The organism is Kineococcus endophyticus (assembly GCF_040796495.1).
GTDB classification, from domain to species: Bacteria; Actinomycetota; Actinomycetes; order Actinomycetales; family Kineococcaceae; genus Kineococcus; species Kineococcus endophyticus.
Genome location: NZ_JBFNQN010000005.1, coordinates 232,191 through 247,846 on the forward strand (window position 1 = coordinate 232,191; position 15,656 = coordinate 247,846).

General features: G+C 73.1%; 12 protein-coding genes. 1 reads left to right on the forward strand and 11 read right to left on the reverse strand.

Annotated features, from left to right (window positions below):
• Positions 1 to 8: 8 nt before the first annotated feature.
• From AB1207_RS08900 to smc, 5 genes are all read right to left on the reverse strand, one after another.
• Positions 9 to 347 carry a P-II family nitrogen regulator gene (locus AB1207_RS08900; RefSeq protein WP_367637693.1) on the reverse strand — a complete coding sequence of 113 codons (339 nt, stop codon included), beginning with the start codon at positions 345 to 347 and terminating at the stop codon, positions 9 to 11.
• Positions 344 to 1,672, reverse strand: a complete 1,329-nt coding sequence (locus AB1207_RS08905) for an ammonium transporter (protein WP_367637694.1) — start codon at positions 1,670 to 1,672, stop codon at positions 344 to 346. Before AB1207_RS08905 ends, AB1207_RS08900 begins: the two co-directional genes overlap by 4 nt.
• Positions 1,673 to 1,840: 168 nt before the next feature.
• Positions 1,841 to 3,028 (reverse strand): signal recognition particle-docking protein FtsY, encoded by a 1,188-nt coding sequence (ftsY, locus tag AB1207_RS08910; protein ID WP_367637696.1) that lies wholly within the window; start codon positions 3,026 to 3,028, stop codon positions 1,841 to 1,843.
• A gap of 51 nt (positions 3,029 to 3,079) precedes the next feature.
• Positions 3,080 to 3,322 carry a hypothetical protein gene (locus tag AB1207_RS08915; protein WP_367637698.1) on the reverse strand — a complete coding sequence of 81 codons (243 nt, stop codon included), beginning with the start codon at positions 3,320 to 3,322 and terminating at the stop codon, positions 3,080 to 3,082.
• A gap of 192 nt (positions 3,323 to 3,514) precedes the next feature.
• On the reverse strand, positions 3,515 to 7,144 hold the full coding sequence (gene smc / locus AB1207_RS08920) for a chromosome segregation protein SMC (RefSeq protein WP_367637699.1): 3,630 nt from the start codon (positions 7,142 to 7,144) through the stop codon (positions 3,515 to 3,517).
• Positions 7,145 to 7,349: 205 nt separating this feature from the next.
• Between smc and AB1207_RS08925 the strand changes: the two genes are divergently transcribed.
• Entirely contained in the window at positions 7,350 to 8,702 is a 1,353-nt protein-coding gene (locus AB1207_RS08925; protein ID WP_367637700.1) for a multidrug effflux MFS transporter, read from the forward strand.
• Between the two features lie 3 nt (positions 8,703 to 8,705).
• On the opposite strand, the gene AB1207_RS08930 is transcribed toward AB1207_RS08925, so the two are convergent.
• The 6 genes from AB1207_RS08930 to AB1207_RS08955 form a co-directional block, all read right to left on the reverse strand.
• Positions 8,706 to 8,984 carry an acylphosphatase gene (locus AB1207_RS08930; RefSeq protein WP_367637702.1) on the reverse strand — a complete coding sequence of 93 codons (279 nt, stop codon included), beginning with the start codon at positions 8,982 to 8,984 and terminating at the stop codon, positions 8,706 to 8,708.
• A gap of 19 nt (positions 8,985 to 9,003) precedes the next feature.
• Entirely contained in the window at positions 9,004 to 9,834 is an 831-nt protein-coding gene (locus tag AB1207_RS08935; protein WP_367637704.1) for a M15 family metallopeptidase, read from the reverse strand.
• Positions 9,835 to 9,907: 73 nt separating this feature from the next.
• The gene (locus AB1207_RS08940; protein WP_367637705.1) at positions 9,908 to 12,163 is read right to left on the reverse strand and encodes a family 78 glycoside hydrolase catalytic domain; all 2,256 of its coding nucleotides are present in this window, start codon (positions 12,161 to 12,163) and stop codon (positions 9,908 to 9,910) included.
• Between the two features lie 54 nt (positions 12,164 to 12,217).
• Positions 12,218 to 13,036 carry a carbohydrate ABC transporter permease gene (locus AB1207_RS08945; RefSeq protein WP_437178901.1) on the reverse strand — a complete coding sequence of 273 codons (819 nt, stop codon included), beginning with the start codon at positions 13,034 to 13,036 and terminating at the stop codon, positions 12,218 to 12,220.
• Positions 13,037 to 13,116: 80 nt separating this feature from the next.
• A complete protein-coding gene (locus tag AB1207_RS08950; protein WP_437178895.1) occupies positions 13,117 to 14,046 on the reverse strand; it encodes a carbohydrate ABC transporter permease in 930 nt (309 codons plus the stop codon).
• 5 nt (positions 14,047 to 14,051) lie between these two features.
• Positions 14,052 to 15,389 carry an ABC transporter substrate-binding protein gene (locus tag AB1207_RS08955; protein ID WP_367637707.1) on the reverse strand — a complete coding sequence of 446 codons (1,338 nt, stop codon included), beginning with the start codon at positions 15,387 to 15,389 and terminating at the stop codon, positions 14,052 to 14,054.
• Between the last annotated feature and the right edge of the window lie 267 nt (positions 15,390 to 15,656).

Below are 15,656 nucleotides of genomic sequence, written 5' to 3' on the forward strand. Positions count from 1 at the left end.
CGGGTGGGTCAGAGCGCGTCGGGGCCGTGCTCGCCGGTCCGGACCCGGACGACGTCGTCGACCGGCTGCGTCCAGACCTTGCCGTCCCCGATCCGCCCGGTCTGGGCGCTCTTGACGACGACCTCGACGACGTCGTGGGCGTCCACGTCGTCGACGAGGACCTCCACGCGCACCTTCGGGACGAGGTCGACGGTGTACTCCGCACCCCGGTAGACCTCGGTGTGTCCGCGCTGGCGGCCGTAGCCGGAGGACTCCGAGATGGTGATCCCCTGGATGCCGTAGGCCTCGAGCGCCGACTTCACGTCGTCGAGCTTGTGCGGCTTGATGATCGCGGTGATGAGCTTCATGCGGAGACCTCCGAGGTTCCGGACGCGTGACGGGCCTGGCCGAGCGGAGAGCCTGCCGTGCGGCCCGAGCCGCCCCCGAGGGTGCCCCAGTCGTAGGCGGACTCGGCGTGCTCGACCTGGTCGATGCCGGCCACCTCGTCCTCCTCCTCGATGCGGAAGCCCATGGTCTTCTGGATCACGAAACCGATGAGCAGCGTGACGAGGAACGAGAAGACCATGACCGCCACGGCGGCGTAGAACTGGATCCACAGCTGGCCGAACCCGCCGCCGTAGAAGAGGCCGTCGACACCGGCGGGGGCGTCGGCCGTGGCGAAGAACCCGATGGACAGCGTGCCCCAGAGGCCGCCGACGAGGTGGACGCCGACGACGTCGAGGGAGTCGTCGTAGCCGAACTTGTACTTCAGGCCCACGGCCAGGGCGCAGAACACACCGGCCAGGACGCCGACGACGATCGAGGTCATCGGGTTCAGGGCCGAGCAGGCGGGGGTGATGGCCACCAGGCCGGCCACCGCGCCGGAGGCGCCGCCGAGGGAGGTGGCGTGCCCGTCCCGGACCTTCTCGGTCAGGAGCCAGCCGAGGATCGCGGCCGAGGTGGCGGCGAGGGTGTTGATCCACGCGACCGCGGCGGTGCCGTTGGCGGCCGTCGCCGAGCCGGCGTTGAAGCCGAACCAGCCGAACCACAGGATCCCGGCGCCGAGCATGACCAGCGGCAGGTTGTGCGGGCGCATGGGGTCGCGGCCGAAACCGCGGCGCTTGCCGAGGACGAGCGCCAGGGCGAGACCGGCGGCGCCGGCGTTGATGTGGATGGCGGTGCCGCCGGCGAAGTCGATGGCGCCCGCCTTCGCGATCCAGCCGCCCACCTCGGAGACGACGCCGTCGAAGGAGAACACCCAGTGCGCGACGGGGAAGTAGACGATGGTCGCCCACACGCCGGCGAAGACCATCCAGGCGCCGAACTTGGCCCGGTCGGCGATCGCGCCGGAGATCAGGGCGACGGCGATGATGGCGAAGGCGGACTGGAAGCCGACGAAGGCCATGGCCGGCAGCGTGCCGACGAGGTGGCTCTCGCCCAGCAGGCCCTTGAGGCCGAAGAACTCGCCCGGGTTGCCGAGCAGGCCGCCCCCGACGTCGTTGCCGAACGCGACCGAGAAGCCGTAGAGGACCCACAGGACCCCGATGAGGGCCATCGCGCCGAAGCTCATCATCATCATGTTCAGGACGCTCTTGGCGCGGACCATGCCGCCGTAGAAGAGCGCGAGTCCGGGGGTCATCAGCAGCACGAGCGAGGCGCTGGCGAGCACCCAGGCGGTGTCACCGGTATCCATGGGCAACGGGCCTTCCGCAGGGCCGGCGGTGCCGGCGGGGAGGAGAGGGAGTGGGTCGAACGGGGTCCACCGTGGACCGAGCGCGTTACAACCCCTCGTTCGCCGTGTTTCGCCCGTGTGACGGCACCGCTGCCCGTGTGAACTTCACGTAACGCGCGGACCGGCCCGTCAGGACAGGAGCGCGTCCACGAACGCCTCCGGCTCGAAGGGCGCGAGGTCGTCGGCCCCCTCACCGAGCCCGATGAGCTTCACGGGGACGCCGAGGGACTGCTGGACGGCCACGACGATGCCGCCCTTGGCGGTCCCGTCGAGCTTGGTCAGCACGATGCCGGTGACGTCGACGACCTCGGAGAACACGGCCGCCTGGCGCAGACCGTTCTGGCCCGTCGTCGCGTCCAGGACGAGCAGGACCTCGTCGACGGGGCCGTGCCGCTCCACGACGCGCTTGACCTTGCCGAGCTCGTCCATGAGGCCGACCTTGTTCTGCAGCCGGCCGGCGGTGTCGATGAGGACGACGTCCACCTCGGCCTCGGTGCCCTGCTTCACGGCGTCGAAGGCGACGGCCGCCGGGTCGGCACCGTCACGGTCGCTGCGGACGGTGGGCACGCCGACGCGGTCGCCCCAGGTGGCGAGCTGCTCGGCGGCCGCGGCGCGGAACGTGTCGGCCGCGCCGAGGACGACGTCCTTGTCCTGGGCGACGAGCAGGCGGGCGAGCTTGCCGACGGTCGTGGTCTTCCCCGTGCCGTTGACGCCGACGACCATGACGACGGCGGGACGCTCCCCCTGCCGCTGCGTCGCCAGCGTGCGGTCCATGCCGGGTCCGACGGCGGTGAGCAGCTCCTCGCGCAGGAGTTCGCGCAGGTGGGCGGGGTCGCGGGTGCCGAGCACCTTCACGCGCTCGCGCAGGGCGTCGACGATGCGCGTCGTGGGGTCGACGCCGAGGTCGGCGAGCAGGAGGGTGTCCTCGACCTCCTCCCACGTGGCCTCGTCGAGCGTGTCGCGCGACAGCAGGGCCAGCAGCCCCTGGCCGAGGGCGGAGTTGGAGCGGGCGAGGCGTTCGCGCAACCGGACGAGGCGCCCGAGGACGGGGGCGGGACGCTCGACGACGGGGCCGTCGGGCAGGCCGACGTCCTCGACAGTGCGGGTGGCGCTGTCGCGCGGGACCTCCGCGTCGTCACCGACCCCCGGCAGGTGCTCCTCACCGTCGCGCCGGTCCCCCGGCAGGCCGGCCTGCTGCCCGGGGCGGGGCGGGAGGTTCCGGCGCCGGCGGCGCGGCCGGACGAAGCCCACCAGCGCGCCCACGCCCGCGAGGGCGATGACCGCGATGAGGCCGATGACGTACTCGACTGTCTCCACGAGCCCCGATCTTCCCAGACGGGGAGGGGACCGCCCGCCCGCCGACACCCGTCAGCGGACGCGGACCGTCCGGTGCTCCTCGCGGGTGCCGCGGCGCTGGGCCTCGAGGCGGTCGGCCACGCGCGTGCGGGCCTGCTCGGCGAGGCGGTCGCGGTGGTGGCGCAGGACGGGCAGGAGCCGTTCGGCCGCCGCGTCGATCCGCGCCATCGTCCGGCTGCCCCGTCGGCGCAGGCTGGGCGCTGCGACGGTCAGCAGGACGACGACGGCCAGGCCCACCGTCACCACGAACGTCACCAGCAGAGTCGTCACCATCACCGGACCACCACCCACGACGTCGGCACCGGGGCCGGGTTCGGGACCGGGACCCGGTGGAAGCTCATCACGCGACCACCTTGCCCCGCAGGTCCCGGCCGCACCACCCGGCACGCGGCGTCGTCATCGCTCCGTGACCGGATGCTCATCAGGGCGTCACCGAGGCGACGGGCGTCACACCGCCGCGGGCTCGGAGGCCTGCGCTGGGACGGGTTCGGGAGCCTTCGCCGAGACCGCCCGCTCCTCCTCGCGCAGCCGCTGGCTGACGACGGTGCTGATCCCGTCCCCGCGCATCGTCACGCCGTACAGGGCGTCGGCGATCTGCATCGTGCGCTTCTGGTGGGTGATGATGATCAGCTGGCTCGTGGCGCGCAGCTCCTCGAACAGGGTGATGAGGCGCGACAGGTTGGAGTCGTCGAGCGCGGCCTCCACCTCGTCCATGACGTAGAAGGGGCTGGGGCGGGCCCGGAAGATCGAGACGAGCATCGCCACCGCGGCCAGCGACCGCTCGCCGCCGGACAGCAGCGAGAGCCGCTTGACCTTCTTGCCCGCGGGCCGGGCCTCGACCTCGATGCCCGTGGTGAGCATGTCGGACGGGTTCGTCAGGACCAGGCGCCCCTCCCCGCCAGGGAACAGGCGCGGGAAGACCTCCTCGTACTGCTGCGCCACCTCCGCGAACGCCTCGGAGAACACGCGCTCGACGCGCTCGTCGACCTCCTTGACGATGTCCAGCAGGTCCTTGCGCGAGTTCTTGAGGTCGTCCGACTGCGTCACGAGGAACTGGTGACGCTCCTCCATCGCCGCGTACTCCTCCAGCGCCAGCGGGTTCACCTGCCCCAGCTGCGCGAGGGCGCGTTCGGCCGAGCGGCGCCGCTTGTCCTGCTCGGTGCGGACGTACGGGCGCGGCTCCGGCGCCTCCTGCGGCTCGGGGTCGCCGGGCGCGGGCGGGGACGGCGGGACGAGCTGGTGCGGGCCGTACTCCTCGACGAGGACGTCGGGGTCGGTCCCGAGCTCCTCGAGGGCGCGTTGGCGCAGCTGGTCGATCTTCCACCGCTGCTGGGCACGGGCCACCTCGTCGGCGTGCCGGGTGTCGCCCAGGCGCTGCTGCTCGGTCTTGAGGGACTCCACGGCGCGCCGCGCGGCCCCGACCTGCTCGTCGAACGTCGCCCTCGCGGCCTCGGCGGCCTCCCGCAGCCGGGCGGCCTGGGCGTGCGAGGACTCCCACGCGGCCAACGCCTTCGCGGCGCCCTCACGGACGGTCGCGGCGACGCGCAGCTGCTCGGCGCGTCGGGCGCGACGGGCGGCGGCGCGTTCCCGGGCGGCGAGCTCCTCGGCGGCCTGCCGTTCCAGCGCGTCGGCGCGACCGGCGAGAGCGCGGGACCGCTCCTCGGTGGTCCGCAGGGCGAGCCGGGCCTCGGTCTCGGTGCCGCCGAACCCCCGGGCGACCTCGGCGAGGCGGTCCCGCTCGTCGGTGGAGACCTCCTCCTCCCCGTCGCCCTCGACACCGCTGGCGGCCTCGAAGCGTTCGGACAGCTCGACGAGCTCGACGCGGTCGGCCTCCAGGCGCGTGCTGACCTGCTCGCGCGTCGCGCGCAGCCGGTCGGCCTCCGCAGCCGCCGCCCGGACGGCGGAGCCGAGCTGCCCGAGCTGCTCGGCGACGGCGTTCATGCGCGCGTCGGAGTCGTGGAGCCGGTCCAGGGCCGCCTCGACGCGCTCGGTCGCCGCGGACCGCTCGGTCTGCGCCTGCTGCAGCGCGAACTGGGCCCGCTGCGCGCGGTGCTCGGCGGCCGACAGGGCGTCGGTCGCCTCGTCGACGGCGGCCTGCACCTGCAGCAGGCTCGGCGCCGACGACGACCCGCCCGCGGCGACGTGCGCGCCCACGACGTCGCCGTCGTGCGTGACCGCGACGAGGTCGGGGTCGGACTCGGCGACGCGCTGGGCGGCCGGGAGGTCCTCGACGACGACGACGTGGCCCAGGAGCCGGACCAGGGCGGGCTGCAGGTCCTCGGGCGCGGTGACGAGCGACAGGGCGGCGCGCGCGCCGGTGGGCACGACCGTCCCGGTCTCGCCGGAACCGGCCGTGGCGACGAGCATCCCGGCCCGGCCGGCGTCCTCGCCCTTGAGGTGCTCGATGGCGCGGACGGCGTCGGCGGGGCTCGCGACGGCGACGGCGTCGGCGGTGGACCCGAGCGCGGCGGCGATCGCCTGCTCGTAGCCGGACTCCACGCTCAGCAGGGCCGCGACCGAGCCCAGGACCCCGGAGACGGCCGTGCCGGCGGCGAGCAGGGCCCCCGTGCCGTCCTTGCGGGCCAGACCGATCTCGAGGGCCTCCTTGCGGGCGGCCCACGTCGCGCGGTCGCGTTCGGCGGCCTGCACCTCGGTGCGGGCCTGCTCGTGCGCGGCCTCGGCGGCCTCGAGCGCCTCGGCCGCCGCCTCGTGCTCGGCGTCCAGACCCTCCTCGCCCTCCTCGACGCCGGCGACCTGCGTCTCCAGCGCGGTGAAGGCCGTCTGCGCCTCCTCCCGCCGGCGCTCGGCGTCGGCCAGGGAGCCGGACAGTCGCTCGCGCTCGGCCTCGGCGGCCTCGACGCGGCTGGTGCGCGCGGCGACCTGGCCGCCGAGGCGGGCCAGCCCCTCGCGGCGGTCGGCGGCGGCACGCAGCGCGGCGGAGACCCGCTGGTCCTCGGCCCGCGCCGCCTGGTCGGCCTCCGCGCGGGCGGCGAGCACCTCGTCGAGCGCGGCACGGCGCGTGGCGACCTGCTCGGCCAGCGCGGCCTCCTCGGCGCGGACGCGGTCGGCCTGGGCCTGCAGCTCCTCGGGGTCGCGGCGGCCGGTCTGCTCCTCGGGCTCGTTCGCCAGCAGCCGGGAGCGCTCCGCGGCGAGGGCCTGCACGCCGCGCAGCCGCTCGGCGAGGGCGTCGAGGCGGTGGTGGGTCTCGACGGCGCGCGCGAGGTCGGGGGCCGCGGCGGCGGCGGCCTGCTCGGCGGCCTGCAGCCGGGCCGACGCCTCGGCGAGGTCGGCCTCGACCTGCGTCTGGCGGGTCTTCAGCGCCGCCTCGTCCGCCTCGTCGCGCTGCAGGGAGCTGCTGGCCTGCACCAGGTCGTCGGCCAGGAGCCGCAACCGCGCGTCGCGCAGGTCCGCCTGGACGACCTGGGCCCGGCGCGCCGCCTCGGCCTGGCGCCCCAGCGGCTTGAGCTGGCGCCGGATCTCGGTGACGAGGTCGGCCACCCGCGTGAGGTTGGCCTCCATCGCGTCGAGCTTGCGCAGCGCCTTCTCCTTGCGGCGCCGGTGCTTCAGGACCCCCGCGGCCTCCTCGATGAACGCGCGGCGCTCCTCGGGCGAGGCGTGCAGGACGGCGTCGATCTGGCCCTGGCCGACGATGACGTGCATCTCGCGGCCGATGCCGGAGTCGGACAGGAGCTCCTGGACGTCGAGCAGGCGGCACGTCTGACCGTTGATGGCGTACTCGGAACCGCCCGTGCGGAACATCGTCCGGGTGATCGTCACCTCGGCGAACTCGATGGGCAGCGCCCCGTCGGCGTTGTCGATCGTGAGGCTGACCTCGGCGCGACCGAGGGCGGAGCGTCCCTCCGGGCCGGTGGTGCCGGCGAAGATGACGTCCTCCATCTTCCCGCCGCGCAGGCTCTTCGCGCTGCTCTCCCCCATCACCCAGGTCAGGGCGTCCAGGACGTTCGACTTGCCCGAGCCGTTGGGGCCGACCACGCACGTGATCCCCGGCTGCAGCCGCAGCGTCGTCGCGGAGGCGAACGACTTGAACCCCTTGAGGGTGAGGGTCTTCAGGTGCACGGGGCGAGAGCCTAACGACGACGGGCCCGTGATCGTCCGAGGCGAGCCGTGCCGCGCCGCCGGTGGCGCCTCCCGGCACCGGGACCCGCCCACGTGCTCATCACGGTCTGGAATGACCGTTGGCACGACACGCGATGCAGTCGATGGGTGACGGTCCGAGGTTGTACAACGGTGGAACACCCCGACGAATCCCGGAAGGACCCCTGTGCCGACCCGCCCCGCCGGTCGTACCCGCCCCACCCGCTCCGAAGGCCCCACCCGCGCGCGCCGCTCGCCGTTCCGGGCGCTCCCGCGGCCCCGCACCGCCCCGGGCGGCCTCGTGGCCCAGGACGCCACCGGGCGCCCCCTCGACGAGGTCCCGCTGCGCCTGCTGGTGACGCTGGCCCTGCTCTGCGCGATCGGCCCCTTCGCCGTCGACATGTACCTGCCGACGTTCCCGGACCTCGCCTCGGACCTGTCGACGAGCGCCGCCCGCGTACAGCTGACGCTGACGACGTTCATGCTCGGGATGGCCGCCGGCCAGCTCGTCCTGGGACCCCTGTCCGACCGGCTCGGCCGCCGTCGACTGCTGCTGGCCGGCACGCTCGTCACGTTCCTCGCCGGGGTCGTCTGCGCCCTCACGCCCTCGATCGGCGTGCTCGTCGTGGCGCGCCTCGTGCAGGGCGTCGCCGGGGCCGCCGGCGTGGTCATCGGCCGCGCGGTCGTCGCCGACCTGGCCCACGGCCGGGCCGCCGCTCGCGCCTTCTCCACGCTCGGCGTCATCGGTGGGGTGGCCCCGGTGGTCGCACCCCTGCTCGGCGGTCTCGTCGCGGGGCACGGCGGCTGGCGCGGCATCTTCGGCGTCACCGCCGTCGCGGCGCTCGTCATGGTCGTGGCCGCGTGGTTCGTCGTCCCCGAGACGCTGCCGGCCGAGCGCCGGCACGCCGGCGGGGTCCGCGACGTCGCCGTCACCGCCCGGGCCGTCCTGTCGCGCCGCGGCTACGTCGGGTACGTCGGCACGCTCGTCCTCGTCTTCGGGACCGTCTTCTCCTACGTGTCGGCCTCGCCCTTCGTGCTGCAGAACGTCGTGGGCCTCTCGACCGGGACCTACTCCCTCGTCTTCGCGACCAACGCCCTCGGGATCGCCGCCGGCGGTGCCGTCTCGACGAAGGCGCTGCGCCGGTTCAGCCCGTCGCAGGTGCTGACCACCGGCGTGCTCCTGCAGCTCGCCTGCGCCGCGGGGTTGTTCACGACGGTCTTCGCCCTCGGCGCCTGGACCCCGGCCGTGCTCGTCCTGCTGTGGTTCACGGTCTTCAGCTGCGGTCTCATCTTCGGGAACGCGACGGCGCTGGCGGCCGACGAGGTGCGGTTCGCCTCGGGCACCGGCTCCGCACTGCAGGGCGCGCTGCAGTTCACGATCGGCGCGCTGGTCTCCCCGCTCGTGGGGCTCGCCGGTGAGCACTCCGCCGTCCCCATGGTGACGATGATGCTGACGTGCACGGGTCTGGCCGCGGCGATGCTGTTCCTCGTCGCCCGCCCCGCGCACCGCGCGCACCCCCGCGTCGACACCGCGGTCTGACGCTCAGCGCGCCGCGAAGCCCTCGACGCCCTCGGCGGGTCCCCAGTGGTCGGTGACCCGGGTGACCCGCCCGGGGCGTCCGTGCTGGGAGGGGTCGGAGCGCAGGCGGGACAGCAACTGCCGCAACGCGTCCCGCTCCCCCTCGGCGACCACCTCGACGTGGCCGTCGGAGGTGTTGGTGGCGCTGCCGACCAGGCCCAGCTCCTCGGCCTGCCGCTGGGTCCACCAGCGGAAGCCGACGCCCTGGACGCGTCCGGTGACGAGAGCGGTGAGGCGTTCCACGGACCGAACCCTAGGACGCTCAGGCGTACGCCGCGCCGCCGCTGATCCCGAAGAACTCCTCCAGCGTCGCGGTCCCCCGCTCGGCCACCCGCTGGACGAGGTCGGTCCCCACCCAGCGCCAGTGCCAGGGTTCGGGGTCGTAACCGGTGGTCGCGGTGGCCCCCTCGGGGTAGCGCAGCAGGAACCCGTAGCGGCCGGCGTGGGCGCGCAGCCACTCCGACTCCGGCGTCTGGCCGAAGCAGTTCTTCAGCAGGCACCCGGGTTGGGTCCGGCCGCCGAAGTCGACGGCGAGCCCCGTCTGGTGCTCGCTGTACCCCGGGCGCGCCGACACGCTCTCGGCGGACTCCAGGCCGTCGCGGGCGACGGCGCTGTCGTGGACCGACGTCTGGCGCTGGAACGACCGGTACCCGCTCGTGACGCTCAGGTCCACCCCGTCGCGACGCGCGTCCTGCAGCAGGGACCGCAGGTCGGGGGCGATGACGGCCGCGACCTCCTTGCCGTCCACGACGGCCAGGGGCGGCGCGTAGTCGCGCGGGTCGAGGGGGTGCTGCTTGTTGACCACCACCCACGGGCTGTCGGCGGCCGTGCGCGACGGTCCGTCCACGGCGACGGGAGCGGCCGACGGCGCGGGCTCGGGGGCCGGGGCCGCCGCGCCCGCCGCGGGAACCACCTCCGCGTCGTCCCCCGACAGCCGCGAGACGACAACCCCGCCGCCGACCCCGGCGGCCAGGACGCCGGCGAGCAGCACCCGGCGCGCGACGACGGCCTCGTGGCTGAACCGCCGGCGCCCGTCGGGCAGCACCTCCGGCGCGAAGCGCGAGCGTCGCGGCCGGGTGCCCAGCTGGGTCATGCGGCGATCCTCCCAGCGCGGCGCGCGGACGTCGCGCGCCGCGCCGGGAGGACTGCCGGCCCGGTCAGCCCGGTCAGGCGGTGACGCTGTGCTCGCCGGCGGCGAGTTCGCGCTCGCTGCCGTCGGGCAGCCGCAGGACGGCCGACGTCCCCGCCGGGACCGTCACGTCGACGCTGAGGGCGTCGCCGTCCTGCCGCCAGCTCACCGCCAGCCGGCCGTGCGGCGTCTCGAGGGCACCCTTCGCCCAGGTCAGGCCCCCGCCCGGCCGCGGCGCGACGAGCGAGCGCGCGTACCCCGGCTCCAGCGGCGAGAGCCCGGCGACGACGCGGTGCATCCAGTCCGCGACGGCCCCCAGGGCGTAGTGGTTGAAGCTCGTCATCTGCCCGGGGTTGATCGTCCCGTCCGGCAGCATCGAGTCCCACCGCTCCCAGATCGTGGTCGCCCCCATCGTCACGGGGTACAGCCACGACGGGCAGCCCTCCTCCAGCAGCAGCCGGTAGGCCTCCTCGAGGTGGCCGGTGGAGGTGAGGGCGTCGGTGACGTACGGCGTCCCGGCGAAACCCGTCGACACCCGGTACCCGGCCTTCGCGACCACCTCCGCGAGCCGGTCACCGGCCTTGGCCTTCAGCTCCCCGTCCAGCAGTCCGAACTCGATGGCGAGGGCGTAGACCGTGGCGCAGTCCGAGAGCACCGTGCCGTCCTGCGACACGTAGTGCTGCAGGAACGCCGTGCGCAGCCGGACGGCGAGGGCCTCGAACGCGGCGGCGTCCTCCTCGTGACCCAGGACCCGCGCCATGTCCGCCGCCGTGCGGGCCGAGCGGTGGATCGCCGCCGTCGACACGACGCCCTTGTCGGCCTTGGCCGCCGCCGGGTCGTCCGGCGGGGCGTCCGGGTCCAGCCAGTCGGCGAACTGGAACCCCTCGTCCCACAGGTCCGTCGCGGACAGCAGACCCTCCACGTGCCGGACGTGCGCGACGGCGGCCGGGTAGGCCTCCGCCAGCGCCTCGCGGTCGCCGTAGGCCTGCCACAGCGTCCACGGCAGCCAGACGGCGACGTCGGACCAGAAGCACGTGGAGTCGGCCTTGCCGCGCAGCTCCTTCGGCGGCGAGAACTTCAGGACGTCCGGGACGACGTAGGGCGTGATGCCGTCGTCGTGGGCCTGTTCGGCGTCGAGGTCGCGCAGCCAGTCGCGCAGGAACGCCGAGACGTCGAACAGGTAGGCGGCGCTGGGGCCGAAGACGGCGAGGTCACCCGTCCAGCCGAGGCGCTCGTCGCGCTGCGGGCAGTCGGTGGGCACGTCGAGGAAGTTGCCCTTCTGACCCCAGACCACGTTGCGGTGCAGCTGGTTGACGAGCTCGTGCGAACACTCGAACTCCCCCGTCCGCCGCAGCTGGGAGTGCACGACGACGGCCTCGAGGTCGTCGACGGTGAGCTCGCCGGGCCAGCCCTCGACCTCGGCGTAGCGGAACCCGTGGAACGTGAACGTCGGTTCGAACGTGTCTGCACCGCCGGACAGGACGAGGTGGTCGGTCGCCTTCGCCGTCCGCAGCGGACGCACCCCCAGCTCGCCGTGCTCGAGCACCTCGGCGTGCCGCAGGGTGATGGTGCTGCCCTCCGGTCCGGTGACCGTGAACCGCAGCCACCCGACGAGGTTCTGCCCGAAGTCGACGAGCGTCTTCCCGCTCGGCGACGTCGTCACGGCGACGGGCTTGACGACCTCCTGGCGCCGGACCGGGGGCCCGACGAACTCGGTGAGCCGGTCGGTGTCGAACTCCAGCACGCTGACCCCGCTCCAGCCGTCGGCGGGCCCGTCGAGCGCGGCCCAGCGCGGTTCGAGGCGGCGGAAGTCGACGTCCTGGCCGTCGTAGATCTCGTCGGCCGTCACGGCCGACGGGCGCGCCTGCCAGTCCGGGCCCGTCGCCACCACCTGTTCGTGGCCGTCGGCGAACCGCAGTTCGAGCTGGGCGAAGGCGCCGATCCGGTCGGAGTACAGGCCGCTCTTCCCGCTCCAGGCCAGCCGGCCCACGGCCCAGCCGTTGCCGAGCGCGAGCCCGAGGACGTGGTCGGCCGACCCTCCGGCGAACCGTTCCGTGAGGTCGTGGGTGGCGTGGCGCAGCCGCCACTCGTAGCTGCTCCAGCCGGGCGTGAGGACGTCCTGCGACACGGGTTCGCCGTCGAGGTGGGGTTCGACGACCCCGAGCGCCGTGACGTGCAGGACGGCGGAGGCCACCTCCCCGTGGCCCTCGTCGAGGGTGAACCGTGTGCGCAGCAACGGCGCCTGCGGCACGTCGTCGGCCGTGATCATCGCTGCGTGCCAGCGTGGGGACATGCGGGGGTTCCTCCGGGGAGTCGGTGCTGGGGTGGATCGGACGGACGCCGGTCGTCAGCCCTTGACGGCGCCGGACGTCATGCCGGCGACGATCTGGCGGTTGAAGAACAGGTACATGACCAGCGGCGGGATCGTGATGAGCAGGATGTCCATGAAGAGCAGGTTGTAGGACGTCAGGTTCTGGCTCTGGAAGTTGAACAACGTCAGCTGGACCGTCGCGTTGGCGTCGCCGGGGGCGAAGTACAGCGGGTTGGTGAAGTCGTTGAAGATGTTGACCGACTGCACGACGATGATCGTCACGGTGACGGGCCGCAGGAGCGGCAGGACCACCTGGAAGAACAACCGGAACGGGCCGGCCCCGTCGATGATGGCGGCCTCGTCCAGCTCACGCGGGATGGTCCCGAGGAAAGCGCGGAACAGCAGGACGGTGAAGGACAGGCCGTAGGCGATCTCGACGAGGATCAGCCCCGGCATCCCGCCGAACAACCCGAGCTTCTGCAGCACCCAGATCGTCGGCACGACCGCCGGCGGCATGATGAGCCCGGCCAGGACGAGGAAGTTCACCAGGGGCGTGATGCGGCTGCGGCGGCGCTGCAGCACGAACGCCACCATCGCCCCGAGCACCACGAGCGCGGTGACCGAGACCACCGTGAGGATCGTCGAGTTGATGAAGGCGATGACGAGGATGTAGTCGCGGGTCTGCAGGACCGTGACGAGGTTCTCGACGAACTGCAGGTTCCGCGGCCAGGCCAGGGCGAACTCCCCCGCCTGCTGGGAGTCCATGAGCGCCGTGGTGACGATGAAGGCGAACGGCACGAGGAAGACGACGACGCTGGCCAGGACCGCCAGGCCGCCCACGCCCCAGCGGTACAGGGCCGAGGCGGTGCGGATGTTGCCGCGCGGTCCGCGCGGCGCCTTGAGGGTCTCGGCCGCCGTGGTGCCGGTCAGGGTGCTCACATCTCCACCTCCTTCTTCGACAGGAACCGCGTCAGCGGGATGACGATGGCGGTGACGGCGATGAACAGGATGACGTTCCCCGCCGTCGACAGGCCGTAGAACCCCGCCTGGTACTGCTTGTAGATGACCGAGGCGATGACGTCGGAGGTGAACCCCGGCCCGCCCTTGGTCATGGCCCAGATGAGGTCGAAGGACCGCAGGCCGCCGATGAGCGAGAGCGTGACGACCGTCGAGGTCGCGGGCCACGACAACGGCAGGACGATGTTGCGGAACGTCGTCCAGGCCCCGGCACCGTCGACCTTGGCGGCCTCCCGGTACTCGTTCGGGATGGACACGATCCCCGCCATGTAGATGACGGTGGCCAGGCCCACACCCTTCCAGATGTCCACCAGGGCCACCGAGAACAGCGCGAGCGAGGGGTTGGTGAGCCAGCCGACCTGGTCGATCCCGAAGACGCCCAGGGCCTGGTTGATGACGCCCTTCTCGGGGTTCATCAGCACCTGGAACGTGATGCCGACCCCGACGGTCGACACCAGCACCGGGAAGAAGACCACGGAGCGCAGGTACCCGCGCCCCACGATCTGCGACGTCAGGAGCAGGCCGAGGGCCATGCCCAGGACGACCTTCGCCCCGGACGTGACGACGGCGTAGACGAACGTGTTGACGAAGCCCTTGGTGAGGGCGGGCTCGGAGAAGAACTGGGCGAAGTTGTCCAGGCCGATGAACTCGCTGGAGAAGATCGTCCACCGCGTCAGGCTGAAGTAGAACGACAGCAGCGTGGGGACGAGGAAGAGCACGGCGTAGACGACCGCCGCGGGCAGGAAGAACCAGTGCGGGTACGGACTGCGCCGGCGACCGTCGCGCCGGCGCGAACCCCCGGCGCCTGCGCGCACGGTCCCCGGCGGGGAGCTGGTGGTCGCCGACACGTCCGTCACCAACCTTCGAGGCCGAGCTGCTGGGCCTGCTTCTGGACGTCCTGGTCGTAGAGCTTGGCCGCGTCGGTGGCCGGGGTGATGCCCGAGCCCACCTCGACGCAGATCTGCTCCAGGTTCGGCCCCTTGACCGGGGAGAGGAACTCCAGCGCCGGGGACTGCTTGTCCGCGTCGAAGTAGGCCTGCACGTCCTTGGTCACCTGCGGCACGTCCGAGGGCAGCGTGCAGCCCTCGACGAGGTAAGGGCCGGTGGGCGGGCTGGCCTGGCTCTGCGCGTCGCAGCCGGCCGGGCTGGCGATGAAGGCCAGCAGCTTCTTGGAGGCCTCGAGCTTGGCGTCCTTGGTGGTGTTGGGGATGTAGACCCCGTTGGGGAACCACGCCGTCAGGCCGTTGGTGGCGGCGTCGGTGCCGGGCAGGGCGAAGAACCCGACGTCGTTCACCTTGTCGGGGGCGGCCTGGGCCAGCGTGGTGATGTTGCCGGACAGGATCGGGTACATGGCGCCCTTGCCGTCGGCGAGCAGGCGCATGCCGTCCGGCACCTTGGCCGAGGCGAAGTCGGCGTTCGCCCAGCCCTTGTCGTGGATCTCCTGCAGGTGCTGGAACCCCGCGAGGGCGACCGGGTCGGTGGCGTCCTTGGCCTTGTTGGCCGTGTAGTCCTCCGCCCAGTCCGGCTCGGCCGCCGCGATGTTGTGGAAGTCGCCCAGGATGGGCAGCTGGGCGGTCCACGTCTCGCCGTAGGTCTGGATGACGGGGGCGATGCCCGCTGCCTTGATCTTGTCGGCCGCGGCGGTGAACTCCGCCCACGTCTGCGGGACCTGGATCCCGAGCTGTTCGAAGACCTTCTTGTTGTACATGACGCCGCCACCGAACGCGGTGCCGTAGGGCACCCCGTACATGTCCTGACCGACGGACACCTGGGCGTCGTAGCTGTCGTCGACCTTCGCGACGGCGTCGTCGCCCGTGAGCTTGGTGAGGTTCTTCTCCGGGGCGATCTGCTGGAACAGCGACCCGGAGTTGTAGTCGAAGACGTCGGCCATGCTGCCGGTCTGCAGGCGGGTCTTGACGAGGTTGTCACCGTCGCCGCCGGCCGGCTTGCCGTCGAGCTTGACGGTGATGCCGGGGTTGGCCTTCTCGAAGGCCGCGACGATCGACTTCGCCGTGGCCTGCGCCGTCTCGTCGGCGCCGGTGAGCCAGGTGATCGTCGTCCCGTCGCCGGAGGAGTCCGAGGACGAGCCGAGGCTGCCGGCGCTGCAGGCCGTCAGCGGGGTGAGGGCCAGCGCGACCGCGAAGGCGAGGACGCGCCGCGCGGGCCGGCGTGGGGTGGAGGTGCGTGTCACGAGTTCGTCTCCTCTTCGAGACCACGGACCGGCGTCGGCGCCGGCTCTTGCTCCGCCTGACACGATTCAAAGCGGCAAGCCCGAGTGTGGGGACGACGCCGCACGGAGTCAAGGGTTCCGCGCGACCTTCGCCGGATCGTTGTCGTCCGCCGCTCCCCCACGGGGGCCGCACGACACGTTCGGACCCGCGCGACGACGTGCGGGACAACGCCTTCCCGACCACGCCCACCCCGCATCGAGCACGCCGTGGCCCCCGACGCCTCCCCT

What these genes read in the sequence shown, in the direction of transcription:
- AB1207_RS08900 (WP_367637693.1), bottom strand. Translation starts at nt 347, where the DNA reads ATGAAGCTCATCACCGCGATCATCAAGCCGCACAAGCTCGACGACGTG.
- AB1207_RS08935 (WP_367637704.1), bottom strand. Translation starts at nt 9,834, where the DNA reads ATGACCCAGCTGGGCACCCGGCCGCGACGCTCGCGCTTCGCGCCGGAG.
- AB1207_RS08940 (WP_367637705.1), bottom strand. Translation starts at nt 12,163, where the DNA reads ATGTCCCCACGCTGGCACGCAGCGATGATCACGGCCGACGACGTGCCG.
- AB1207_RS08905 (WP_367637694.1), bottom strand. Translation starts at nt 1,672, where the DNA reads ATGGATACCGGTGACACCGCCTGGGTGCTCGCCAGCGCCTCGCTCGTG.